17 protein-coding genes and 1 tRNA gene are annotated in these 24,672 nt (G+C 48.8%); 5 read left to right on the forward strand and 13 right to left on the reverse strand.

The annotated features are described in order from the left end of the window. Positions 1-46 precede the first annotated feature (46 nt). The gene (locus tag OFAG_RS01735; protein WP_020994729.1) at positions 47-3,430 is read right to left on the reverse strand and encodes a DEAD/DEAH box helicase; all 3,384 of its coding nucleotides are present in this window, start codon (positions 3,428-3,430) and stop codon (positions 47-49) included. 257 nt (positions 3,431-3,687) lie between these two features. On the opposite strand from OFAG_RS01735, the gene OFAG_RS01740 reads away from it, so the two are divergent. Beyond that, complete coding sequence (locus OFAG_RS01740) at positions 3,688-6,030, forward strand: Tex family protein (RefSeq protein WP_005878583.1); 2,343 nt, start codon at positions 3,688-3,690, stop codon at positions 6,028-6,030. Positions 6,031-6,101: 71 nt separating this feature from the next. After that, positions 6,102-6,680 carry a UbiX family flavin prenyltransferase gene (locus OFAG_RS01745; protein WP_020994730.1) on the forward strand — a complete coding sequence of 193 codons (579 nt, stop codon included), beginning with the start codon at positions 6,102-6,104 and terminating at the stop codon, positions 6,678-6,680. 13 nt (positions 6,681-6,693) lie between these two features. Here the strand turns inward: OFAG_RS01745 and OFAG_RS01750 are convergent, their stop codons facing one another. Beyond that, the gene (locus OFAG_RS01750) at positions 6,694-7,791 is read right to left on the reverse strand and encodes an AI-2E family transporter (protein WP_005878587.1); all 1,098 of its coding nucleotides are present in this window, start codon (positions 7,789-7,791) and stop codon (positions 6,694-6,696) included. A gap of 237 nt (positions 7,792-8,028) precedes the next feature. Here OFAG_RS01750 and OFAG_RS01755 point away from each other — a divergent pair, with 237 nt between their 5' ends. Then, positions 8,029-8,211 (forward strand): hypothetical protein, encoded by a 183-nt coding sequence (locus OFAG_RS01755; protein WP_005878589.1) that lies wholly within the window; start codon positions 8,029-8,031, stop codon positions 8,209-8,211. A 23-nt stretch (positions 8,212-8,234) separates the two neighbouring features. Here OFAG_RS01755 and OFAG_RS01760 read toward each other — a convergent pair whose 3' ends face one another. Further along, on the reverse strand, positions 8,235-9,155 hold the full coding sequence (locus OFAG_RS01760) for a diaminopimelate dehydrogenase (protein ID WP_005878591.1): 921 nt from the start codon (positions 9,153-9,155) through the stop codon (positions 8,235-8,237). Between the two features lie 334 nt (positions 9,156-9,489). Between OFAG_RS01760 and OFAG_RS01765 the strand changes: the two genes are divergently transcribed. Then, positions 9,490-10,815, forward strand: a complete 1,326-nt coding sequence (locus tag OFAG_RS01765) for a sodium-dependent transporter (RefSeq protein WP_005878593.1) — start codon at positions 9,490-9,492, stop codon at positions 10,813-10,815. Between the two features lie 13 nt (positions 10,816-10,828). Here the strand turns inward: OFAG_RS01765 and OFAG_RS01770 are convergent, their stop codons facing one another. From OFAG_RS01770 to kdpF, 6 genes are read right to left on the reverse strand one after another with little or no spacing between them, the layout of a single operon-like run. Continuing rightward, positions 10,829-11,524 carry a response regulator gene (locus tag OFAG_RS01770; RefSeq protein ID WP_005878595.1) on the reverse strand — a complete coding sequence of 232 codons (696 nt, stop codon included), beginning with the start codon at positions 11,522-11,524 and terminating at the stop codon, positions 10,829-10,831. Positions 11,525-11,572: 48 nt separating this feature from the next. Next, a complete protein-coding gene (locus OFAG_RS01775) occupies positions 11,573-14,242 on the reverse strand; it encodes a DUF4118 domain-containing protein (protein WP_005878597.1) in 2,670 nt (889 codons plus the stop codon). 47 nt (positions 14,243-14,289) lie between these two features. Further along, positions 14,290-14,913 (reverse strand): potassium-transporting ATPase subunit KdpC, encoded by a 624-nt coding sequence (gene kdpC / locus OFAG_RS01780; protein WP_005878599.1) that lies wholly within the window; start codon positions 14,911-14,913, stop codon positions 14,290-14,292. A 17-nt stretch (positions 14,914-14,930) separates the two neighbouring features. Beyond that, on the reverse strand, positions 14,931-16,994 hold the full coding sequence (gene kdpB, locus OFAG_RS01785) for a potassium-transporting ATPase subunit KdpB (protein WP_005878600.1): 2,064 nt from the start codon (positions 16,992-16,994) through the stop codon (positions 14,931-14,933). A gap of 9 nt (positions 16,995-17,003) precedes the next feature. After that, positions 17,004-18,797, reverse strand: a complete 1,794-nt coding sequence (kdpA, locus tag OFAG_RS01790; protein WP_005878602.1) for a potassium-transporting ATPase subunit KdpA — start codon at positions 18,795-18,797, stop codon at positions 17,004-17,006. After that, entirely contained in the window at positions 18,794-18,886 is a 93-nt protein-coding gene (gene kdpF / locus OFAG_RS13185) for a K(+)-transporting ATPase subunit F (protein WP_020994731.1), read from the reverse strand. The genes kdpA and kdpF overlap by 4 nt, the downstream gene beginning before the upstream one ends. Positions 18,887-19,261: 375 nt before the next feature. Between kdpF and OFAG_RS01795 the strand changes: the two genes are divergently transcribed. Then, entirely contained in the window at positions 19,262-21,349 is a 2,088-nt protein-coding gene (locus tag OFAG_RS01795) for a sensor domain-containing phosphodiesterase (RefSeq protein ID WP_231371648.1), read from the forward strand. A gap of 67 nt (positions 21,350-21,416) precedes the next feature. On the opposite strand, the gene OFAG_RS01800 is transcribed toward OFAG_RS01795, so the two are convergent. The 4 genes from OFAG_RS01800 to OFAG_RS01820 all read right to left on the reverse strand — a co-directional run bounded on the left by OFAG_RS01800 (position 21,417) and on the right by OFAG_RS01820 (position 24,472). Then, positions 21,417-22,934 carry a succinate CoA transferase gene (locus tag OFAG_RS01800; protein ID WP_005878605.1) on the reverse strand — a complete coding sequence of 506 codons (1,518 nt, stop codon included), beginning with the start codon at positions 22,932-22,934 and terminating at the stop codon, positions 21,417-21,419. A 421-nt stretch (positions 22,935-23,355) separates the two neighbouring features. Then, positions 23,356-23,431, reverse strand: a tRNA-Thr gene (locus tag OFAG_RS01810). A 23-nt stretch (positions 23,432-23,454) separates the two neighbouring features. Continuing rightward, complete coding sequence (locus OFAG_RS01815; protein WP_005878607.1) at positions 23,455-23,838, reverse strand: ClpXP protease specificity-enhancing factor; 384 nt, start codon at positions 23,836-23,838, stop codon at positions 23,455-23,457. A gap of 22 nt (positions 23,839-23,860) precedes the next feature. Continuing rightward, positions 23,861-24,472 carry a glutathione S-transferase N-terminal domain-containing protein gene (locus tag OFAG_RS01820; RefSeq protein WP_005878609.1) on the reverse strand — a complete coding sequence of 204 codons (612 nt, stop codon included), beginning with the start codon at positions 24,470-24,472 and terminating at the stop codon, positions 23,861-23,863. Positions 24,473-24,672 lie beyond the last annotated feature (200 nt).

Raw genomic sequence — 24,672 nt, forward strand, 5'->3', positions numbered from 1 at the left:
CGGAAAAACCTTGCTGAACTTGAACAAGCAAGGTTTTTCACGGAAACTATTCTTCGGAAGCATCCTGTTCTTCAAGTGGCCTGAAAAGGGATTGAAGATCTTCCGGAGTGATTTGGACGTGTTGCGCCTGACCGGATGAAAGCATGGCGTTTGCCAGGTCAGCCTTGCGTTGCTGCAATTCCTGAATTTGTTCCTCAAGAGTGCCTTTGGCGATCAGTTTGTACACAAACACAGGTTTGTCCTGCCCGATTCGCCACGCCCGATCTGTTGCCTGATTTTCGACAGCCGGATTCCACCATGGATCGTAGTGAATGACTGTATCGGCAGCCGTCAGATTCAATCCCACTCCACCGGCTTTAAGGCTGATCAGGAAAACAGGGACCTTGCCGTCCTGAAAATGGCGTATGGCGGAAGCGCGGTCGGCCGTGTCTCCGGTCAACAAGGCATAAGGAATTCGCCGGCTATTCAATTCTTTCTCGATAAGGCTCAGCATGCTGGTAAACTGGGAGAAAACGAGAATATGCCGTTTTTCCAGCAGTAATTCTTCCAGCATTTCCATCAGTTCGCTCAATTTGGCGGAGGCGTTAAGCGTTTTCTTATAAGCCGATCCTCTTAAAAGCCGTGGATCGCAACAAACCTGACGTAACTTCAAAAGGGCTTCGAGAATAATGATCTGGCAGTGGGCGATGCCGTATTTCGCAATTTCGTCCTGTACTTTTTTGTCCATCAATTCCCGGACGGATTCATAAATCTGGCGTTGGGCATTCGTCAGTTCTACGTACCGTACCATTTCTGTTTTCATAGGCAATTCGCGGGCGACTTTGTCTTTGGTCCGGCGAAGCAAAAAAGGCCTGATTCGCCGGTAAAGCAATTCCTGTCTGGCTTCATCTCCCGTTTTTTCTATCGAATGACGAAATTCACTGTTGAATGTTTTTTCATTGCCCAGTAAACCCGGCAGCAGGAAATGAAACTGGGACCACAGTTCTCCCAAATGATTTTCAAGTGGCGTACCGGTCAGACAGAGTTTGTGGCGTGCACGGAGTGTCGAGGCTATTTGCGTGGCTTTTGAACGGATGTTTTTGATATATTGAGACTCATCCAGTATGAGCAGGTGAAATTCGTGTTGCAGTAGTATGTCTTCGTCACGAGGCAGCAAGGCATATGTAGTCAGGACGATATCGGATTGTTCAATCCGGGAAAAATATTTTGCGCGGTCTTTGCCCTGAAGGAGAAGCACTTTTAAAGACGGCGTGAAGCGGGAGGCCTCATCCTGCCAGTTGCTCATCAAACTTGTCGGCGCCACGATTAATGCGGGGTTCGTCAGGCGTCCTGCTTCTTTTTCAAGAAGGATATGCGAGAGGGTCTGCAGGGTTTTACCGAGTCCCATATCGTCGGCGAGAATGCCCGCCAGACTGTATTCCCGAAGAAACTGCATCCAGGAGAGTCCCTCGATTTGATAATCGCGCAAAGTCGCCTTGAGTGAAACGGGCGGTTTGACGGTTTTGACGCCATTGAAAGCGAGCAGCTTTTTGCCCATTTCCAGTAACGAGGCGCCATTGAGCCATTGCAGGGGCAGATTTTCGTCGAGTTCGGCAAGACGTGCCGAATCAAGCCGGTGAAGCGGTATCGATGTTTTTGAAGGTTCCAGATAATAAAGTTCTCCCAGTATTTTCAAAATGGGCCGGATTATCTTCCACGGCAAGGCCACTCTGTTTTTATTGGGCAAGGTTGCCAGTAAAGAGTCGGTATCCGATCTTGAATCGAGATTTTTGTATTCGAAACTTTCCGGATATTTCTGGACAAGGGGCAGTAAAAGAGGAAAAAGGGAAAAATGTTTTTTACCGACGATAATGCCCAGTTCCAGATTGAACCAGTCCTTGTCAAGATTTTCATCGGTTTCATTGATGCTGGCATACCATTTCTGGATATTTTGCAAGTCATAACGGTAGTCTGGAGACTTCTCGATTTTCCAGCCCGCTTCCTTTAAGTCCTCCAGATTTTCCTGGGTAAAATGTAACCATTCCGTAGGAGAATCCATCTCCAGTACTCCGGGAAGCGTGTACAAAGGGGAAAGATTATCGCTTACCTGGCGAAAACCGAACGACACAAGCAGATCGCACATTGCGTTTTCGGTAAAGACATTACGAACGATACGTTCGATGACAATATCGTTTTTTGAGCGAATAACCGGTAAATCCGATCCAAGAAAAACGGTCTTGCCATCATAGTCGAACTTCAACTGGGCGAAATCGAACCATTCGGGTGTTTCGTTTTCATTATAAAAATGTGGCTTGCTTCCCAGATAAAGAATCGGTTGGGGGTCGATGTTTTCAATGGTATTTTCTTCAAGCGGTTCAGGTGGGGGAATGATGTTTTCGATCCCTTTTTCCATTAGCAGTCTTGACACCGTCTTTTTGTCTTTGACCGGAATAAGCGGAGCCTGGGCAATCAGATCCTGTATTTCACTGATGGAAAAGCAAGTCATGTTGTCTGGAAGGATCAATTCTCCACATGTCAGGTTTTCCATGTACCAGGCCGGTTCAGTCGGAAGAATATAGTCTATTGTCGTGGATGAATGACGTGATTTTACAGCAGGCGCGGCAAATTCCCAGCGTAATCTGAGGCTTGTTCCCGTTTCATTCCAGGCCAGTTTGGCTTCTCTGGGCGCTGCCGTGCGTAGAGGAAAAACCAGTCCCTTCCCGATATCCGGCAAAGCGTTTGTCCAGTACAAACGTTTTTGGCCCAGCAATGTTTCCAGGAGCCGGGCTCCCAGTTTTCCTTTGGGTTCGGCTATACAGGGGCCCGGTAATGTCGAGCCGCTACGAAGGGCAATAAAAAGACGGATCGGTTCTTCATCGTCAGCAGTGAAATAATCCGGCTTTTCCTGAAGAAGGGGATCGACTTCCGTCATGGGAACAATCGACGAGAATTCACCGCTTGACTTGTAACGTGCGCGGCAAATACTGACAAACAGGCGTTTGTCGGACTGATCGGGGGAAAGAATGTACAGCAGTCCGGAAGACGGTTCATTGTCGTGAACCTTATTGCCGAGGGCATCCGGCGAAGCAGGATAAATGGCTGAATAAAGCTTGTGTATCCAGTTCGACAGGGGCGTGGCAGCCTGACCATGTTTGTTTTTGTGCTGGTTTTCGTTCTTTTGGAGAATGGTTAACAGAACAGCTGCTACATGATGGCAGTTCAGCACAAGAGGACATGAACAGGTTCCCTGAAACTGGATACCTTCGGTAGTGGACTTGATAAATGTGTTTTGCTGGTACGTCTGGTTGCCGGATTCACGCACTTGGGAACGGATCAGGTTGCCGGAACGCTTTATCTGCAAGACCCGTTTTTTCTGGGCGTATATCAAACCGAGTGAGTATGCTTTCTGCCCAAATTGCTTTTTAATATCTTTCAGCGTGAAATTCATCATACCCGTTACTACTGTTGAATCGTACTTTCCGCCAATGAAAAGGATACATTATCGTTCATAAAATTGGAAAAAGGGAGGGATTTTGACTGGGGTACTGATCGATTTCAATGAATAAAACGATCAGAACGACTGGTTATGTCAGAGAGAAAACCGGATTCAGGAAAAAAGTGAATCGTTCATGCATGAATTTGCCGAAAATATAGAGTTTGTTCGAGAGAAATGAGTATCATCTCTTTTTTGATTTTTCAGGATAGGTTATGACCTCATCAATAGAACAGCGACTGGCTGAAGAGTTGGGCATTTCTGTCCGGCAGGTCAGGACAACGGCTTTGCTGCTGGATGAAGGCGCAACAGTGCCTTTTATTGCACGCTATCGAAAAGAAGCGACCGGTGGGCTGGATGACAGTCAGTTAAGGCAGTTGCAGGATCGTCTGGCTTATTTAAGGGAACTGGAACAGCGTCGGCAGACGGTGATTGATTCCATAAATGCACAAAACAAAATGACTCCGGCCTTGCTGGAAGCGATATGTCAGGCTGAAGACAAATCCCGTCTTGAAGACATTTATTTGCCGTATCGTCCCAAACGCAGGACAAAAGCGAAAATGGCGGAAGAAGCCGGACTGGCCGATTTGGCCGAAAGACTGTTGAAAAATTCCAACCTGGATGGAAAAAAGGAAGCGGAAAAATACATTTGCCCCCCCTTTACAACCGGCGAAGGAGACAATCCCGGGGTAGCGGATGCCAAGGCGGCACTGGAAGGCGCACGGCAGATATTGATGGAGAGATTTTCCGAAGATGCCGGTTTGCTGAACGTTTTGCGGACGTTTTTTCATGAACACAGTGTTATCGAGTCGAAAGTCATTGAAGGAAAAGAACAACAGGATTTGCGTTTTTCAGATTATTACGACTATGAAGAGTCGGTTAAAACCATTGCTTCCCATCGGATACTGGCTTTGCTGAGAGGGAGGCGTGAAGAAGTTCTTGCCGTCAAAATCCGGCTGGAAACGGAAAAGAAACGTCCCGGCTGGGAAGATCCGCTCAATCCGTGTGAATTGCAAATTGCATCCTGTTTCGGCATTGAAAACAGGGGCAGGCCTTCGGACAGATGGCTCAGTGAAACAGTCAGATGGGCATGGCGTGTCAGAATCATGCCTCATCTGGAAACGGAACTGATGAATGTATTGCGTGAAAAGGCGGAAACGGAAGCGATAGCGGTTTTTGCAAAAAATCTCAGGTCGCTGCTTCTGGCGGCCCCGGCCGGCCCAAAAGTCACGATGGGACTGGATCCCGGTATTCGGACTGGTGTAAAGGTAGCGGTGGTCGATAAAACGGGTAAAGTACTGGATACTGAAACGGTTTACCCTCACCCGCCCCGAAACGATTGGCAAGGGTCGATTAAAATACTTTCCCGACTGATCGAGAAACACAGGGTTGAACTGATTGCTATCGGAAATGGAACAGCGTCACGCGAAACAGACCGGCTTGCCAGAGAACTTGCCGGTCTTTGCAAGGATAGACGGATTGAGACAATTGTCGTATCGGAAGCCGGAGCGTCCGTTTATTCCGCTTCGGAATATGCGTCATCTGAATTGCCCGGGATGGATGTATCGTTAAGAGGGGCTGTTTCCATTGCAAGACGGTTACAGGATCCGCTGGCAGAATTGGTCAAGATCGAACCGAAATCCATTGGGGTGGGCCAGTATCAGCACGATGTCGCCCAGACCAAACTGGCACGGTCGCTGGAAGCGACGGTTGAAGACTGTGTCAATGCAGTCGGTGTTGACGTCAATACGGCGTCTGTGCCTTTGCTGACCCGTGTTTCCGGATTGACGGAAGGTATTGCCGGCAACATTGTGCAGTATCGAAACCGGAATGGACGTTTCGCCAGTCGTGCCGATCTGCGCGCTATTCCGCGATTTGGGGAAAAAACGTTTGAACAGGCCGCCGGCTTTTTAAGGATAAACGGAGGCAAAAATCCCCTCGATGCTTCTGCTGTCCATCCCGAATCGTATCCACTGGTTGAAAGAATTCTGGATGATTTGGGCATGAACATCAGAGCAGTAATTGGAAATCGCGAATTGCTCAGAAAGGTAGAGCCCGGAAAATATATCAGTGAGCGATTCGGTCTTCCGACTATTGTCGATATTTTGAGGGAACTGGAAAAACCGGGGAGAGATCCGCGTCCAGCATTCGTAAGCGCACACTTCAGAGATGGCGTCGAGGAAATAACGGATCTGGAATCGGGGATGGTGCTGGAAGGCGTGGTTACCAATGTTGCGGCATTCGGTGCCTTTGTCGATATTGGTGTTCATCAGGATGGACTGGTTCACATTTCGGCTTTATCGGAAAAGTTCGTTACTGATCCGCATCAGATCGTCAAATCCGGACAGCTTGTCCGGGTCAGGGTACTGGACGTTGATGTTAAACGACGCCGTATCGGACTCTCTATGGTTTTGACCAAAGAAAATGAAGCATACAATGGATCTGAAAAACAGGTCCATAACATGAGCCAGCGAGTTAAAAAACGGCAGAGGAACCGTGCAGATGGTACGGGAAATGCCATGGCTGAGGCTTTTGCGAAATTACGCGGTAAATTCTGAGGAATTTTCGGTAGCCATCACCTCACGTGTGTTGAAAGAAATGGCTGCATTCTCCTTTTATCGGAGGAATTATGTGTGTCGGTTCTAAACGGTTGGTTGTCGGTATGACAGGAGCAAGCGGCGCCATTTACGGGGTTCGTTTGATGCAAATCTTGCACCGTATGGATCATGTGGAAACACATCTGGTCATTTCAGATGCTGCCCGCCTTACCCTTCAGCACGAAATGGGCCTTTCTGTTGCCGATGTCCAGTTGCTTGCCGACAAAATTTATGATGTGAACGAAATGACCGGGAGAATTGCCAGCGGATCTTTTCAGTGTGCTGGTATGGTTGTTGCACCCTGCTCCATGAAAACCCTGTCAGCCGTTGCCAGCGGATTTTGCGACAATTTGCTTACCCGGGCAGCGGATGTTATTTTGAAAGAAAGGCGTCGTCTGGTACTCATGGTGCGGGAAACACCTTTTAATCTGGCGCATTTGCGAAATATGCAATCTGTGACGGAAATGGGCGGTATTATTTATCCGCCTGTACCGGCGTTTTACTGTCGTCCCCTTACTATTGAAGAAATGGTGGACCAGACAGTCAGAAGAGTTCTGGAACTGTTCGATATCGTGGATGACAGAATAGTCAGATGGGAAGGAACCACCTGACAGGCATTCTTTTTCATGAAGGCCAGTCTTCCTGTTTTTCTGTCGGAGAACTGTTATCGGTTGAGGAAAATTGCGAAATGGCGGAATAAAGACCCCATGCCGTTATGAAAAGCGCTGCAATGACCGGGCCAATGACGAATCCGTTCAGGCCGAAAAGCGCCATACCGCCAATCGTGGAAACAAGAACAAGATAATCGGGCATCTGGGTGTCTTTACCCACTAACAGTGGACGCAGGAAATTGTCGATCAGGCCGATTACCAGCACGCCGAAGGCCAGCAGAATAACCCCTTTCAACACGGCCCCTGTCGCCAGAAAATAAATGGCGACCGGAACCCATATCACTCCGGAGCCTGCAGGGAGCAGGGAAAGCACTGACATGATTGCGCCCCATAGCAGAGCGGCTTCTATGCCCAGAAACCAGAAGATCAATCCTCCCAGCGCGCCCTGTACGATGGCGACAACCAGATTTCCCTTTACGGTAGCACGGATGACGCCGGTGAATTTGTTCAGAAGAAGCGTTTTCTGCTCGTTGGCGAGTGGAATGAGCTTTCTGATCCGTGCCGCCAGTTCGTTTCCATCTCTCAGCAAGAAGAAAAGCAGATACAACATGAGGCCGAAGCTGATCGCGAAGTCCAGAATGTTCTGTCCGATAACGAATAGTTTTCCGGCAATATACTGGCTTGCCTGGAGTAGGCCGCTGGAGATTTTCTGCTGGAATTCAGCCAGGGTAGTAATGCCTGAATGATTCAGTAGATCGATTGCCCAGTCAGGCAGCTTCGACACGATAAATTGAAACGATGCGTCGAAGCTGATGCTTCGGGTCAGTATTTTCTGGTATAAAGCCGCACTCTCCTGCGTAAGTGCGATGATGACGACAATAAGGGGAATGATGACAATCAGAAGACAGACAGACAGCGTCAAAAGCGCTGCCAGATTTTTCCTGCCGGGAATTTTTGCCAGAAACCGGTCGTTCAAAGGCATGAACATGACGGCCAAAATAAAGCCCCAGAAGACGGCACCATAAAAAGGCAACAGAATCCAGAAAAACGCGACTGTAACAACGGACAGAAAAAGAATGAAAACTTTTCCATGAGGTTCTGGTTGCTTCATAAAGACTTTCCGGATCGGCTGACGAATTAATCGGGATTAACGATTTCAGACCCTATGCTACATCATGGCAGAAATTTGCCGTTATGACGATAGACAGATTCGGCATCAGGTGGGCTCTGAATAAACGGATGGATGGAATTATTCAGTTTGATCTTGACGGCCGTCAATCCGCTTCCGTTCGCACGACGCACACTATCTCTGTTTTCTTTTATGTTTCGATATCCCGAGGAGATAAACATGGTATCGAATGGTCGGTCTTCGAAAAAATTAAATGATCACGAACGGGTCGAATCGATCAGTCCGGAAATCGAATTTGAGCCGCTTGAAGAAACGTATCCGGATGAAGAGGATTCTTTCTCGGAAATGTTTCACCGGCTGGAGCGGGATCGTTCGTTAGGACACGATGAATCCTACAATTGACCCGCTCCGACGATATACACGATTTATACCAGTCGAGCGATGTGCTGCATCCGGTCACCTGGCAACAACATGACAGGAGGAACGTCAATCAGCGTAAAGCAGCCATTGCCCATGCGAGTAATGGCTCTGGCACAGGAAACCAGTACCTGGGACGTGAGTGCCGGATTGTCGATTTTCATATCGAACACAAGGTGCTGATTGGAAGTGCGGCCTGAGGCCCCGATCCTTTCCATGAGAACTCCATGGGAATTATCGGCGACAGCAGCCATTTCTTCGGGTGTTTTCACTTCACGGACTTCCAGCGGATCGTGGCTGAAATAGGGGTCGGCTGCCAGATCTTTTTTGATTTTTTCGAAAGAAGCGCCGGATGCAGGCAGGATATAAACCAGTCGCGAGTGACGTCCTCCTCCGATCGGTATAGTGATGGAAGTTGCGTCTGCAACTCCGGGAATGGCTCGGGCAGCGACAGAGTGTCCCATGGAACGTCCACGGCCGAAATTGGTGAAGGTGGTTCCCACCGGGGCCATGGCTTCGAAAAGCGTGCGCATGACCGAATCGGTACCCGGATCCCAGCCAGCTGCGGTAATGCATCCGCTGTTGTGCTGTTTTGCCACGTCGTCCAGCATTTTGACAAGTTCGGGAATTTCGCTGTGAACGTCGAAACTGTCCACTGTCCGGATGCCTTTCGACAGATAAAAACGCGCGTCTTCCGGTACCGAACGGGAAGGGCCGCACAGTACAACCACATCCGGTTTTCCTTTTTCCGCTATCAGTTTGTCGATTGAGGCAAAATCGGGAATACCCCTTCGTTCCAGCATCTGGGTTCCCAGCGAGGATTCACGGCGAATTACGCCAAGGCATTCGAAATCGGGCGCACACGTCAGGCAATCGATCACATGCCGTCCTATATTTCCCAAACCATGAACTGCTGCTTTGATTGTCATGCTCTTTTTCCTTTAGAAACGGTATAGGTGGATGGAATTCTTTATACAATCGGTAATTGCCGAGTATAGACATAGTTATATTGCGCTAGCAAGATAAAATCGTTCTCTATTAAAATATACAGTTTTATGCAGCAATTTATTTGCCGGATGGGTTGAGCCGACAGGTATTTGCAGGTATTTCTTGTAAGCGATTGTTCGTTCAACGTTCGGATTGGCTTTTCCAAGTGGGATATCATCCGTTTCTTCAGACCTGCTGTGTGTCCCGTTTTGTGGAAAATTTCTTGTTGGCGTTGACGGGAAATCCGTTCATTTTTTATTGTCGGGGTTGATTGTTATGGCGCGTGCAGAGTGGGGCTCACGTCTCGGTTTCATTGTGGCAGCGGCTGGTTCGGCTGTCGGTTTGGGCGCCATCTGGAAATTTCCTTATGTCGCGGCTCAAAACGGGGGCGGCGCCTTCTTGCTGATTTTCCTGATGATCGTTTGCACATTGGGCGTGTCGTTGATGATCGCGGAAATGTCTGTTGGAGCCATTGCACGGAAAAGTCCGGTAGGCGCCTACCGGAAACTGGGTGGAAAAGGCTGGTCGCTTGTCGGATATATCGGCGTTTTGTGCGGTTTTCTGATTTTGTCTTTCTATAGTGTGGTCGGTGGCTGGACAATCGCGTATCTTATCAAAACGGTTGAAGGTTCCATTTTGACCGCTGATCCGGGAATCCTGTCGAAAACGTTTGACTCATTCATTGCCGATCCGGTAACCCCCCTTTGGTATCATGCCCTTTTTATGGGGGTGACCGCCGGGGTGGTTCTGGCCGGTGTCCAGAAAGGAATAGAACGGGTCAGCAAATATCTGATGATGATGCTGTTTCTGTTGATCCTGGTCCTGATTGCCAGAGGATTAACCCTGGAAGGCGCACTGGAAGGCGTCAGGACGTTCCTGAGTCCGGATTTCAGTAAAGTGACAGCGACAATGGTGATCGAGGCGATGGGGCTGGCTTTTTTTTCCATGTCGCTGGGAATGGGGTGCATGATCACTTACGGATCTTATGCTTCAGGCGAGACCTATATTCCCAATTCAGCGGCAAGTGTCATTGGCCTGACGACGCTTATCTGTTTTCTTGCCGGATTGATGGTCTTTCCCGCTATTTTTGTCTTCGGCTTCGATCCATCAGCCGGGCCCGGTCTGACTTTCATTACCATGCCGGCGGTTTTTTCGCACATGAGTGGAGGCCAGTTTTTCGGCATTCTTTTCTTTTTTCTGCTTTTTGTCGCTGCCTTGACCTCCTCTGTCTCGTTGATGGAAGTCGTCGTCAGTTTCTTTATCGATGAATTTCGGTTTCCCCGAATGGCAACGACTGTTGTCATGTCCGTACTGATGTTCGTACTGGGCATAGGAGCGTCCCTGTCCTTGGGGGTCTGGAAAGGTTACACCTTGTTCGGAAAGAATCTGTTCGGCATACTGGATTACCTCAGTTCCAATCTGATCATGCCTTTTGGGGGAATCATGGTCGCGATTCTTGTAGGGTGGAAAGCGTGGGCAGTCGTATCGATCAGACTGATGCGTCCGGATGGAACGCAACCGTTATGGTTACCGTTGTTCAAGAACTTTTGCCGTTACATGGCACCCGTCCTGATTTTTGTTATTCTCATTCAGAATCTGTAAAGCGGTTTTCACTTCAGGCCGGTGCGGGAACGAAACGGTAGCCGATACCGGCCTCGGTAATCAGATGCCTGGGCATGGATGCGTTTTCTTCTATTTTTTTCCTCAGGTTGGCCATGTGTACGCGGATATAGTGCATGTCTTCGGTATGGCCTGGGCCCCATATGGCTTTCAGTAACTGTTGATGGGTAATGACCCTGTCGGGCTGCGACGTCATGAAAATCAGAATGCGGTATTCGATAGGAGTCAGATGAATGGGCGCGCCGTTTTTTTCGACAACTCTGCGGACAGGATCGATACAGACATCCGAAAAGCGAATAAAAGGCTCGTTTGGTGTTCCCGGCTGTTGTCGCCGAAGTTGTGCACGGACCCGGGCCAGCAATTCACCCGCTCCGAACGGTTTGACAAGATAATCGTCAGCGCCGGCGTCAAGGGCGGAAATCTTGTCGTTTTCATTGCTTCTGGCGGACAAGACAATGATAGGAATGGAAGACCATGCTCGCAGATCGGTAATAAATTCCAGACCGTCTCCGTCGGGCAGTCCTAAATCGAGAACGACCAGATCAGGCCGACGGGTCGCGGCTTCGATCAGGCCTCGTTTGACCCCGTCTGCCTCAAAAACTTCGTAATTTTCATTTTCAAGCGCAAGTTTCACGAAGCGGCGGATATTCGATTCGTCTTCAACCGTGAGTATCCTGATCCTGTTTTCCATACCGTTCTCAAAAAGCTTATTGGTCTGTAGTGTCGAGAATACCATCTTTCATGGCGGGGGCGGCAGAAAGGGAAACGTCAATGTAAATCGTGCACCGCCGTCACTTCGGGATTCACCGACAATGGTACCATCATGAGCTTTCATGATCGCTTTGGAAATAGCCAGCCCCAACCCTATTCCAGGCGTGGCATTTTCTTTGTCGCCTCTTTCAAACTTCTCGAAAATCGTGTGTTCCTGACCGGCGGGAAGACCCGGACCATGATCGTCTATCGTTAAAACAATCCGGTTTTCCTTGTTGTAACCGCTGATTTCGATGGAAGAGTTTTCGGGCGTGTATTTGGATGCGTTTTCAAGAATATTGACGAGTACTCTTTCGATCAGGACCGCATCAATGTGGGCCAGCGGAAGATCGTTGGCGAGGTGAACGCTGATCGGACGTTTGCCGAGCAGGGAAGCGCAACTGGACAATGCACTGCCGATCACTTCTTCAAGAGGTTGCCATTGCCGGTTCAACTGGACTGTTCCGGATTCCAGTTTGGCCATGTCCAGCAAGTTGCTGACAAGGTCATTCATTCGCAGGGCGGATTGGCGTATGGCGTCCAGTAACTCTTTCTGTTCTGCGCTGACGTGAGGTTTTGTCATTAAAAGCGTATCAGCCAGACCGACTAGCGCCGTCAACGGTGTTCTCAGGTCATGGGAAATGGCGGATAGCAACGAGTTTCGCAGTCGTTCGGATTCGACCTGTACAATCGTTTTCTGGGCGACCTCAAGATAATGAATCCGTTCGATTGAAATCGCCAGCAAGGACGCGCAGATATCGAGCAGCCTGCGCTGTTCAGGCCCGAGAACGGCATTTTCTCCGGGTTCAACGGCCAATATGCCTCTGAGGCGCATGGTCGCTTTCAAAGGCAAAACGAGGCAGGGACTGGTTGGCAAGGTATCGGTGCCCAGTCCGGCAGGCAAACCATGTTCGTAGGCCCATTGGACGAGCGCTATGTTCGGGTTGGCGGTCGCATTGGGCATCTTTTGCAATTGGTCGTTTTCATCTGCAACGAACAGGGCCTGTTTCGCATCGAATTCGGTATGAAGAAAACGGGCGGCAATGTCGGCTATCTGCTCGATCATCAGAACAGCCGACAGATCGCGGGACATTTCATACAAGCTGCGTACTCTCCGTTCCCGTTCGATTGCCGCGTTGCTCTGCATTTTCAGGCTTGCCGTCAATTGACCGATGATAAGTGCCACCACAAGCATGACGCTGAATGTGATGGCGAACTGGGCGTCGCTGACCGCAATGGAAAACCGCGGTGGCACGAAAAAGATATCGAAAAGAAAAACACTTACGAAAGCTGCCAGAACTGCGGCGCCACGGCCATAACGCACAGCAATGCACGCGACTGCCAGCAGAAAAAACATGACGATATTCGTCAGTTCAAGCGTTTCCCTGAACGGAATGGCGAACAAGGTCGTAATGGCGCATATTATCAAGGTTGCCAGATAGCCCCTCCACTCCGATTTGGTCGGAAGCGAGGGAACGCACAATGACGGCAGCCGGAAAACGGCCTGTTGGGGTACCGAAACCTGCAGGATATCGAGATCGTCTGCACGCATTTCGATTTTCTGGGCAGTCGATTTTTTCCATGGCCAGTACCATTTTCGCGGCGCTCTACCCAGTACGAGTCGGGAAAGATTGTGATCTCTGGCGTAATGTATGAGACCGGACGCGACATTGGAAGCGGATTGGGTGACAGCCGTGGCACCCAGATCGCTGGCCAGTTTCAGGAGTTTCGTCGCTTTTTCGCGTGTTTCATTGTCGTTTTCATGCAAGATGGAAGGCGATTCGACATATATGGCGTGCCATGGAACATCAAGCTGGGAGGCAAGACGTGCACTGCTGCGAATGACTTTTTCCCCGATTTCGTCTGGCGTGATGCAGGCCAATAGAGATTCCCGGTGAGGCCAGACAGTCGTGCTGGCATTTCTCAAACGGTATGCCTGTATTTCGCCGTCGATGCGATCGGCTGTTCGTCTGAGGGTCAATTCACGCAGAGCCAGCAGATTGCCTTTACGGAAAAAGTTTTTGGAAGCCAGAAGAGTTTGTTCCGGAAGATACATTTTTCCTTGTTTCAGACGGAGAATGAGTTCGTCCGGCGGTAAATCAATAACAGTAACTTCTTCGGCCTGGTCGAAAATACGGTCAGGCACGGTTTCTCTCACCGGGATTCCGGTAATACGGCTGACGATATCATTAAGGCTTTCAAGATGCTGGACATTCATGGTTGTCCATACATTGATTCCCGCACGCAGCAATTCTTCAACGTCCTGCCAGCGTTTTGGGTGCCGCGAACCTGGCACATTGCTGTGGGCCAGTTCGTCGACCAGTATCAGGGCATCCGGATGGGACTTTCCGAATTCCAGAGCGGCGTCGAGATCGAATTCATCCAGAATGCGGCCCCGATAAGCTATTTTTTTCAACCCCAGGCAAGGAAGGTTCTTTACCAGCCTGGCTGTTTCCTTGCGACCATGTGTTTCGATGATCCCGACGACAAGAGGCGTGTGCTGTTTCAGCGCTTCGTGGGCAGCCGTAAGCATGGCGTATGTCTTGCCAACGCCGGCAGAAGCGCCGAAAAAGATTTTCAGACGTCCTCTTTTTGCCTGGTCTTCATCTGCATTGACCTGTTTTAGCAACAGATCGGGGTTGGGGCGTTTGTCGTTCATGATTTAATCGCAGACGAATAGAGTTGTTAAAAATTCAGACAGATTTTTCAGGTACCTTTCTTGTAAACAGTAGCGGTTTCCATTTTGTCGAGGGCAAGATTCAGTTCAAGCACATTGACTTTCGGTTCGCCCAGAAAGTGGAAACGCATGGGTTCGGTATATTTGTCGATCAGTTCACGGATTTGATTTTCCGGCATGTTTCTGGCCCGGGCAACTCTTTTGATCTGGTAATTGGCGGCCGCAAGACTGATGTGAGGATCAAGCCCGCTTGCCGAAGACGTCACCAGATCGACCGGGATCGGCAGATCGTTACCGGGATCCGCTTTCCTGAGTCGGGCGATGCGTTCTTTGACATTGTCGACCAACTGCGGATTGGTCGGTCCCAGATTGGAACCGCTGGAAGCCGCAGCATTATAGGGATGTGGTGAGGTTGCCGACGGACGTCCCCAGAAATAGCCGGGTTTCGAAAAATTCTGGCCGATCAGCCGGGAACCGATAAATTTGCCGTTTTTCCAGATCAGGCTGCCGTTCGCTTTTTCAGGAAATGCCGATTGGGAGATACCTGTGATGATGAGTGGATAAGCCAGTCCGGTCAGCAGGGTCATAAGAATCATGAGAATGACCGAGGGATACAGAATCTTTCTAAAAAAGGAAATGTTGAAATTTTGCATGGTTTACCTCCGCGTTTTTATACAAGCCCCAAAAGCGACAACAGCATGTCGATCACTTTGATGCCGATAAATGGTGTCATGATGCCCCCCAGTCCGTAAATCAGCAGATTGCGGCGAAGGAGCGCAGCGGCTCCCAAAGGACGGTATTTGACGCCTTTCAGGGCCAGCGGGATCAGAAAAATAATGATCAGGGCATTGAAAATCACAGCGCTCAATATCGCTGAAGCCGGGCTGGACAATCCCATCAGATTCAGAGCTTCCAGTTGAGGATAGGTTGCAACGAAAGCTGCCGGAACAATAGCGAAGTATTTCGCGATGTCATTTGCGATACTGAAAGTAGTCAGCGAACCGCGGGTGATCAGCATTTGTTTGCCGGTTTCGACAATTTCGATCAGTTTTGTCGGATTGCTGTCCAGATCGACCATATTGCCCGCTTCCTTGGCAGCCTGAGTGCCGGTATTCATGGCGACAGCCACATCGGCCTGAGCCAGCGCAGGGGCGTCATTCGTTCCATCACCGGTCATGGCAACCAGTCTGCCGTCGTTCTGATAGTCGCGAATGAGTTGCAGTTTCGCTTCCGGCGTTGATTCGGCCAGAAAATCGTCAACACCGGCTTCAGCTGCGATGGCGGCTGCCGTCAGGCGGTTGTCTCCGGTGACCATCACGGTTTTGATTCCCATTTTACGCAGTTCAGCGAATCTTTCCTTGATGTCGTTTTTAACGATGTCTTTCAGTTCGACAACCCCCAGGGGTTTGCCATTTTCTGCGACGACAAGCGGGGTACTGCCGGACAGGGCCACTTCATCGACCAGAGATTGCAGCATGTAAGGAAACGCATAACCGCCTGATTCCGAATAAACACGAATGGCGTCAGCTGCGCCTTTCCGGATGTTTTTTCCTGAAATGTCCACGCCGCTCATTCTCGTCTGTGCGGAAAAAGGAATAAAACGGGAATCGTTTTCGGTATCCAGTCGAGCAAGGGACGGGAATTTCTCTCTTGCCAGCGATACGATGCTGCGTCCTTCCGGTGTTTCATCTGCCAGAGAAGCCAGATAAGCAGCCGTTGCCAGTTGTTCTTCCGAGACGCCCGAGACAGGGAGAAATTGGCTGGCTTGTCTGCTGCCGAGGGTGATAGTTCCCGTTTTGTCCAGCAGCAGTACATCGACGTCACCGGCTGCCTCAACGGCTCTGCCCGAGGTCGCAATGACATTGGCCTGCATCAGGCGGCTCATACCGGCAACCCCGATAGCCGAGAGCAGGCCTGCAATCGTTGTCGGTATGAGACAAACCAGTAGCGCAACGAGCACAACGAGGCCGACAGCGTGTCCCATTCCGGTTTGATCGACGGCAAACCGGGAAAACGGCAGGAGAGTAACCACAACACTCAGAAAAACGATGGTCAGAGCCACAAGAAGAATCGTCAAGGCAATTTCGTTCGGTGTTTTCTGTCTTTTTGCGTTTTCGACCATGGCAATCATGCGGTCAACGAACGTTTCTCCCGGATTGGAAGTGATCCGGACGACGAGGCAATCGGACAGGACTTTCGTGCCGCCGGTGACGGCCGAAAAGTCACCGCCGGATTCCCGGATGACGGGAGCGGATTCACCGGTGATAGCGCTTTCGTCAACTGATGCCGAACCCTCGATTATTTCACCGTCAGCGGGAATGAAATCCCCGGCAGGAACAAGGACAAGATCGCTTTTTCGCAGGGCGTCCGCCTCGATTAACTGATACTGGAGCGAATTCATGGGTGTGCCCGGCAAAAATGGTCCCAGAATGCGTTTTGCCCAGATTTTTTTCTTCAGGCTGCGGAGGCTTTCGGCCTGGGCTTTGCTCCGTCCTTCAGCCAGCGCTTCTGCAAAATTGGCGAATAATACGGTAAACCACAGCCATAGAGTAATGCCCAACGTGAATCCGTCGAACTGGACAATAGTCAGAAGCGTCGTAAAAATGCTGCCGACATAAACGACAAGCATAACCGGATTGTGCAACTGGACGCGCGGATTCAGTTTACGGAAGGCATCCGCTATGGCTGGCCACAGCAGTGCGGTATCAAATAAAGGTAAAGTCTTGTTTGCCATGATTGTTCCTTAATTCGCCCACAACATCAGATGTTCGACAACGGGTCCCAATGCCAGTGAAGGGACGTAGTTCAACAGGCCAATCAGGAGAACCGTTATGATGAGCAGGGTGACGAAAAGTGGCCCATGTGTCGGCAAGGTGCCTTCGGTAACCGCAATGCGTTTTTTGGCGGCCATTGAGCCGGCAATGGCCAGTACCGGGATGATTCCGCCGAATCGGCCAAGCCACATGACCACTGCCAGGGTGTAGTTGTAGAAAGGCGTATTAACGGAAAGGCCGGCGAAGGCGCTGCCATTGTTGTTTGCGGCAGAGGTGAAAGCATAGAGAATTTCACTGAATCCATGTGGTCCCGGATTCAGGATGCCTGCCCGGCCTGCTTCTGTCATGGTTGCCAGTGCCGTACCGCAAAGAACAACGATCGGGGTAATCAGGATAGCGATGGAAGCCATCTTCATATCGAATACCTCGATTTTTTTGCTCAGGTATTCCGGCGTTCTCCCGATCATGAGGCCGGCGATAAACACGGCCATGATGGCGAAAACCAGCATGTTGTATAAACCGGTGCCAACGCCGCCGAAGACAACTTCACCCAGTTGCATCAGAATCAGGGGAACCGCACCACCAAGCGGGGTGAACGAGTCGAGCATGGCATTGACAGCACCGCAGGATGCGCCTGTTGTTATCGCTGCGAACAGGCTGCTGGCCGAAATGCCGAAACGGACTTCCTTGCCTTCCATATTGCCTCCGGCCTGAGCAACGCTTGATAACTGATCGACTCCCAAAGTCGAAAAGTGAGGATTACCCATTTGTTCGAAATAAGTGACGCCCAGTGCAAAAATGATGAACATGACAAACATGGCTGAAAAAATGGCGAAGCCCTGACGTTTGTCAGCCACCATGTTTCCGAACGTGAAACACAGCGCGGCGGGGATCAGGAAAATGCACAGCATTTCCATGAAATTGGCAAGTGGTGTTGGGTTTTCAAAGGGGTGGGCTGAATTGGTATTGAAAAAACCGCCTCCGTTTGTTCCCAGCAATTTGATGGAAAGTTGGGATGCTACCGGCCCCATGGCCAACGTCTGGGTGGTGGAACTTTTTGCTTCAAGTTCCGGTTGCCCTTCTTTGTCCAGAACGATTTCACCGTTGAGATCTTTGACAGGTTCCTGCCAGGTCTGCGTTTCAATTGTCTGAACTTCTGTATAAGGCGAGAGATTTTGTATGACGCCCTGGCTTGCCAAAAGAAGAGCGAAGATGGCTGACAGCGGAATGAGAATCCACAAAGTCGTTCTGGTCAGATCGACCCATACGTTCCCGATGGTTTTGGCAGAACGTCTGACAAAACCACGGATAAGAGCGATGACCACGACAATACCGGTTGCAGCCGACAGAAAGTTTTGTACAGTCAATGCCGTCATCTGCGTGAAATAACTCATGGTCGTTTCGCCGCCATAGCCCTGCCAGTTGGTATTGGTGACAAAGCTGATGGCGGTGTTGACTGAGGAGTCAACGGAAATGTTGACCATGTCCTGTGGATTGAAAGGCAGAAACAGTTGCAGACGCTGGATCAGAAATACTGCTATAACACCCAGTACATTGAAAATGACCAGGCCGATGCAATAGGAAACCCAGCCGGTTTCTGTTTCCGGATTGATCCCAAGAAGACGATAGACGGGTTGTTCAATGTACTTGCCCCATTTGAAACGGCCGTTCATAACGGCATCGATCATTCTTCCCAGTGGCCAACTGAGCACGAGAAGAACGGCCACAAACGAAGTGATCAGTAATAGGGACTGACTTGTCATGATAAGTCCTCCGGATACAGTAAAGCGGCGACAAGGTAAACAAATAGCAGCGTAGCAAGAATGGCAGCCAGAACGTGCAGCCAGAACATGATGGTTACCTCCTGTTCGGATTTTCTGTTTTTTATGGACAGCGTTTTGGGTCTTTTGTCGAAAACACGATGGTTTCAGTCCACATCCTAGAAAAAAAGAAATCAAAAGACCGACAAGAGTTGCCGTGTGGATATCAGGAAAATATCAAGATAAAATAGGTTGTCGCGAGGAGTGAAAAACGGGAAAAGACAGAAAAACAATATCTGTTGGGAGAAACAGGAGATATAGTGTTGTCTTTGACGTTATTTTTTCAATACTGGATTGAGATTTTCGCCAGTTGGTTCCGGAAATTTGCAGGTTGATCTTTTTTGCAAGATAACTGATTTGGTTCACAGGCGGATTCGATGTTTAACGAACAGATAGTTCAAAAAATCATGGATGAGATCGAGGATCTCATTTACGTAGCGGATGTTGAAACCTATGAATTGCTCTATATAAACAAAAAGGGATCGAGACTGTTCGGGATCGAGGATTTCAAACAAGGCAAATGCTACAAGTTGCTGCAGAACCGGAATGAACCCTGTACATTTTGCACAAATGCGCGTCTCAAGGAAGATTCTTTTTACACGTGGGAATATCTGAATCCGCTGGTTAACCGGTATTATCTTCTTAAAGACAAGCTGATTTCATGGAACGGACGGCACGCGCGTCTTGAAATCTGCGCCGATATTACCAATAAGGAAATTGCCAGCAAGAATATCGAACGCAAACTTCAGATCGAAGAAATTCTGCTGCAATGTATTCGTGATCTTTCGACAGAGCCTGATATTGATGTCGCCATCAATCGCCTGTTGCAGACTATCGGAATTTTCCATAAAGCTGATCGGGCTTACATTTTTGAATGCGATTATAACAACGCAATCATCAACAACACTTATGAATGGTGCAACGGTGAGGTGAAACCACAGCTTGAAAATCTCCAGAATGTACCTATGGAAATCATTGAGCACTGGCTCAGACAGTTCAGGTTGAAAGGTTATTTTGCGATTTCATCTCTGGATATGTTAGGCGAAGCGGGAGACCCCGAATATGAAGTGCTTGCTGCTCAGAACATAGAAAGTCTGATGGCCGCTCCCTTGATGGATGAGGGCAAAATCATCGGTTTTCTGGGAATCGACAATCCACGCGCTTATACAAGCGATTTTTCTTTGTTGAATTCCATTACCTATTTTATCCAGACGGATGTCAAAAAAAGGAAAATCCTTCAGCAGCTGGAGTATCTCAGCTATACCGACGCATTGACGGGACTTGGAAACCGCAACAAGTACATCCGGTTTTTGCGGGGAATGGAAGAGGAATCGCCGAAGTCGGTTGGTATTGTCTTTCTCGATATTAACGGTTTGAAAGAAGCGAACGACAAATACGGACATGTATATGGCGATCGCCTGATTGCCAAAACAGCTGAAATCCTCAACATGGTTTTTGAAAACCATGTTTTCCGTATCGGCGGAGATGAATTTATCGCTTTTGGAGTCAATATCGGGAAAGACCAATTCGATGGCCGCATAGCAAAGCTTCATCGTCTGGTCGATGGGGCTAAAGACTGCAATGTTTCATTCGGTGCAACCTGGAAATCCGATGATTTCAACATTTCCGAACTGATTTCCTATGCCGATAAACTCATGTATATCAACAAGCAGTCTTATTACAGCTCGACAAGACAGAGTAATCTTTCTTATCGTGCAGATATAACGGTCAAATTGATTGCGTCCCTTAAAGCGGGAGACTATCTCATTCATCTCCAGCCGAAAGTCAATCTCAAGACTATGGAGCTTTCTGGCGCAGAAGCGCTGATACGTCGTCAGGATGCGACCGGAAAGCTGGTGATGCCGTCCCGCTTTATTCCTCTCTTCGAAGCGGAAAATATCATCAGACATATTGACTTTTTTACATTGGAAAAAGTTTGTCAGGTGCTGTCGGACTGGCGTGACAGAGGATACAGACTGGTTCCTGTTTCGGTCAATTTGTCCCGTATTACTTTGATGGAGGACGATATTGTCGAAAAGCTTATCGCAGTTTGCAGAAAATATGCCGTTCCACATCATTTGATCGATGTTGAAGTCACAGAAAGTATCAGTGAAATGACGACTGAAACGTTGATATCGCTGGCAAAGGCAATCCGGAATGCCGGGTTCAGTCTGTCACTCGATGATTTCGGTTCACAATATTCTGATTTCGCTATTTTGACCCTTATTGATTTCGATCTCATCAAGATAGACAAACGGCTCGTTGACGAGATCGAGAGTAATGAGAAATCGCGGATTTTGTTGAAACATTCCATCAATATCTGCAATGAAATGCATGATGTTTCTTCGCTGGCAGAAGGAGTTGAAACCGAAAAACAGCACAGACTTTTAAAGCAATTCAGATGCGATTATGGGCAGGGATATTTTTATTCACGTCCCATTGATGTCGAGTCGTTCGAGAAAAAATATATGCGTGGTACGGGAAATTCCGGATGAAGCTTGTGCAGCGATGAAAAAAAATGCCCGACATGAAATATTCATTCGGGCATTTTTTATGCAGGTATCATCCGGCTTTGGCCGTTTCTTTCATGGAACCGGTTTCATGCAGGCGCTGATGCCATGAAAGAGCCTTTTCCAGTACGTGAGGCGTTTGGCCACCTCTCAGGTTGGCTTCCCGGACATATTCTTTCAGCATGTCTTTGTATTCACCCTCGACGCAGTTGTTGATGATAGTCTGGGCGCGTTCACGGGGAGCCAGGCCTCTCAAATCAGCCAGGCCGACTTCAGTTACCAGAATATCGACGTCGTGTTCTGTATGATCGACATGCGGCACCATTGGCACGATACTGGAAATCACGCCATTTTTGGCAACGGATTTGGTAACGAAAACAGCAGTATGGGCGTTATGTGTGAAATCGCCCGAACCCCCAATTCCGTTCATCATATGGGTTCCCATCACATGGGTCGAATTGACGTGTCCGTAGATATCGGCTTCAAGTGCTGTATTGATAGTTATAATACCCAGCCGCTGAATGACTTCCGGGTGATTTGAAATTCGCTGTGGGCGAATCACCACATGGTCTTTGTACCGCCCGAAATTGCCAAACACTTCCCGGCTTTTCTGATCGGAAAGAGTGATAGCGGTAGCTGAAGCGAAATCCATCATACCGGCATCAATCAGTTCGAAAGTCGAATCCTGCAATACTTCGGAATACATTGTCAAATGGCTGAACGGTCCCGTCTGAAGACCGGACATAACCGCATTGGCAATCGTGCCGATACCGGATTGCAGCGGGCGCAGACTCTCTGTCAGACGTCCGTGACGGATTTCATTTTTGAAAAAATCAATAAGGTGTCCGGCGATCTGGGCCGTCTCAGCGTCCGGAGGAAGATTCTGGGATGGTGTGTCCATTTCGTCAGTGATAACGATGGCAACGATTTTTTCGGGGGGAACAGGGATGCCGATGCTGCCTATGCGGTCTCTGGGTGACATGACGCCGATTGGACTGGCGTTCGGAAAATGGCTGGCACAGTATATGTCGTGGGCGCCTTCCATTTCCAGCGAATAAGCCAGGTTGACCTCAATGATAACCTTGTTCGCCTGTGCCGCAAAAATTTCATTGTTGCCAACCGATGCCGTTGGAATGACTTCCCCGGACTCGGTAATGGAGACAGCTTCAATAATGGCGACATCGACTGGTTTAACCTGTTGACGGCGCAACTGCTCACCCGTTTCTGACAGATGATTGTCGACATACATGATTTCGCCGCGGTTAATGGCGTTACGTAATGTACGGTCTGTCTGAAATGGCGACCGTCGTGCCAGAACACCGGCATTGGTCAGCGCGCTATCGACATCGTTACCAAGAGAAGCACCGGTTAGCAGCGAGATTTTCAACGGTCGGGTGGCCGCTTTTTTAGCTATGGCGTGTGGCACGCTCTTAACGCATCCTGCCAGTGTAAAACCGCTCATACCTACGGTCATGCCGTCTTTGACATGTTCGGCTGCCGCTTCGGCACTAGTCACCTTTTCTCTTAATTTAGGCAGACGAATACGTTTTTGTAAAACATCTATATTCATGACACCCCGTTCAGATAAAAAATTTACCCTGTATAACCCGATTATTCAGGACGAAGTTTATTTAAAAGCAGGCACCGGATAAGGTTGCCGCCCTCGGTCATTTACGATTCAGCAGTAATGATAATCCAGGTAATACGAGTATCTGAACTTCTGGCATACCCGATCGCCAGGCGATACAAAATTCCAGAAGCTGAAATCGCCGAAGTATATCACCGGATTGTCAAAACGCATACCATTACGGTAAAAAAATCATTTGCTGTCAACGATTTTTTTACCGTAATGAGCGATAAAAACGGCATTGTTAGTTTCTAAAGTGGCTTTTTAAAATCAATAATTATCGGAAATAGAAAGAATTACTGTTTTAAGTTATTGAGTCGACCTTACACAGTTCAGAAACGCGTATTGTCGTAGTACCGGAAAATGGTGCCGGCTGCAGGACTTGAACCCGCCACCCCATGATTACAAATCATGTGCTCTACCGGATGAGCTAAGCCGGCACTGGAAAAGCAAGTATTTTAGCTTATTTTATTCGGGTTAAGGTAGGTTTTTTTACTGGTTCTTCTTTGGAAGTCGCTTCTGTTCCGGATTCAGGTTCTGTCGGTTCGAAGCCCATACCCTGACCGTTTTCACTTGCATAAATGGCAGCGACGTTTTCTACAGGAATATAGATGTCCTGGGGAATACCTCCAAATCTGGCCTTGAACTGTATAGCCGTGTTATCCATCGTCAAGGCACTTGTCGCTTCGTAGCTGATGTCCAGTACAATTTGTCCGTCGCGAACGAACTGCAAGGGTACTTTTGCCGAGACACCCACCTTGACTGCGATATAAGGTGTATAGCCGCTATCGGTGCACCATTCATGAATGGCTCTCAACAGGTAAGGTTTCGTTGAAATTTCTGCCATAATCAATCCCGTTAATATCCGGTTAACGACGCATGACTTTTTCAGGCGGAGTCAGTGCTTCGATATAGGCTGGACGGGAAAAAACCCGTTCCGCATATTTCATCAGCGGGGCTGCCGTTTTGGAAAGTTCAATGCCGTAATAATCCAGACGCCAAAGCAAAGGAGCCAGAGCGACATCCAGCATGGAAAATTCATCTCCCAAAACATATTTGCTCTTCTGGAAAAGCGGAGACAGGGCGGTCAGATATTCACGGATTTGAGTACGGGCCTTTTCATGATTGACAACGGCATTTTCAGATTTGTCGTTTTCAAGCGTATTGACGTGAATGAAAAGTTCTTTTTCGCAATTGAACAACATTAGACGGGCTCTGGCACGCATCAGGGGATCTGCCGGCATCAGCTGGGGATGAGGAAAACGTTCATCGATGTATTCGTTGATGATGTTGGATTCGTAGAGAATGAGTTCCCGCTCTACCAGAATGGGAACCTGTCCATACGGATTCATTGCAGATATTTCTTCCGGCTTGTTGAAGAGGTCGATATCTCTGATTTCGAAGTCCATGCCTTTTTCAAAAAGCACAAAACGGCAGCGCTGTGAGAAAGGACAAGTCGTTCCTGAATAGAGAACCATCATGATATTGTTCCTTTTGCAGAAGAGAATAATCAAATTATGAATGCGGTGGATTGCATTGTCTGCCGGCGTATCAAAAAAGAAGAGAGCCGGTTCCTGGAAAATAAAGCAAAAACAACCCTGTAACCGGAAAAATTGACCAGGTTGGCAACAATACATGTAGCTGCGTATTATAAAGTAGTGTAATTCGCTTTTAAAGAGGG

It is taken from the genome of Oxalobacter paraformigenes, assembly GCF_000158475.2.
Lineage (GTDB): Bacteria > Pseudomonadota > Gammaproteobacteria > Burkholderiales > Burkholderiaceae_D > Oxalobacter > Oxalobacter paraformigenes.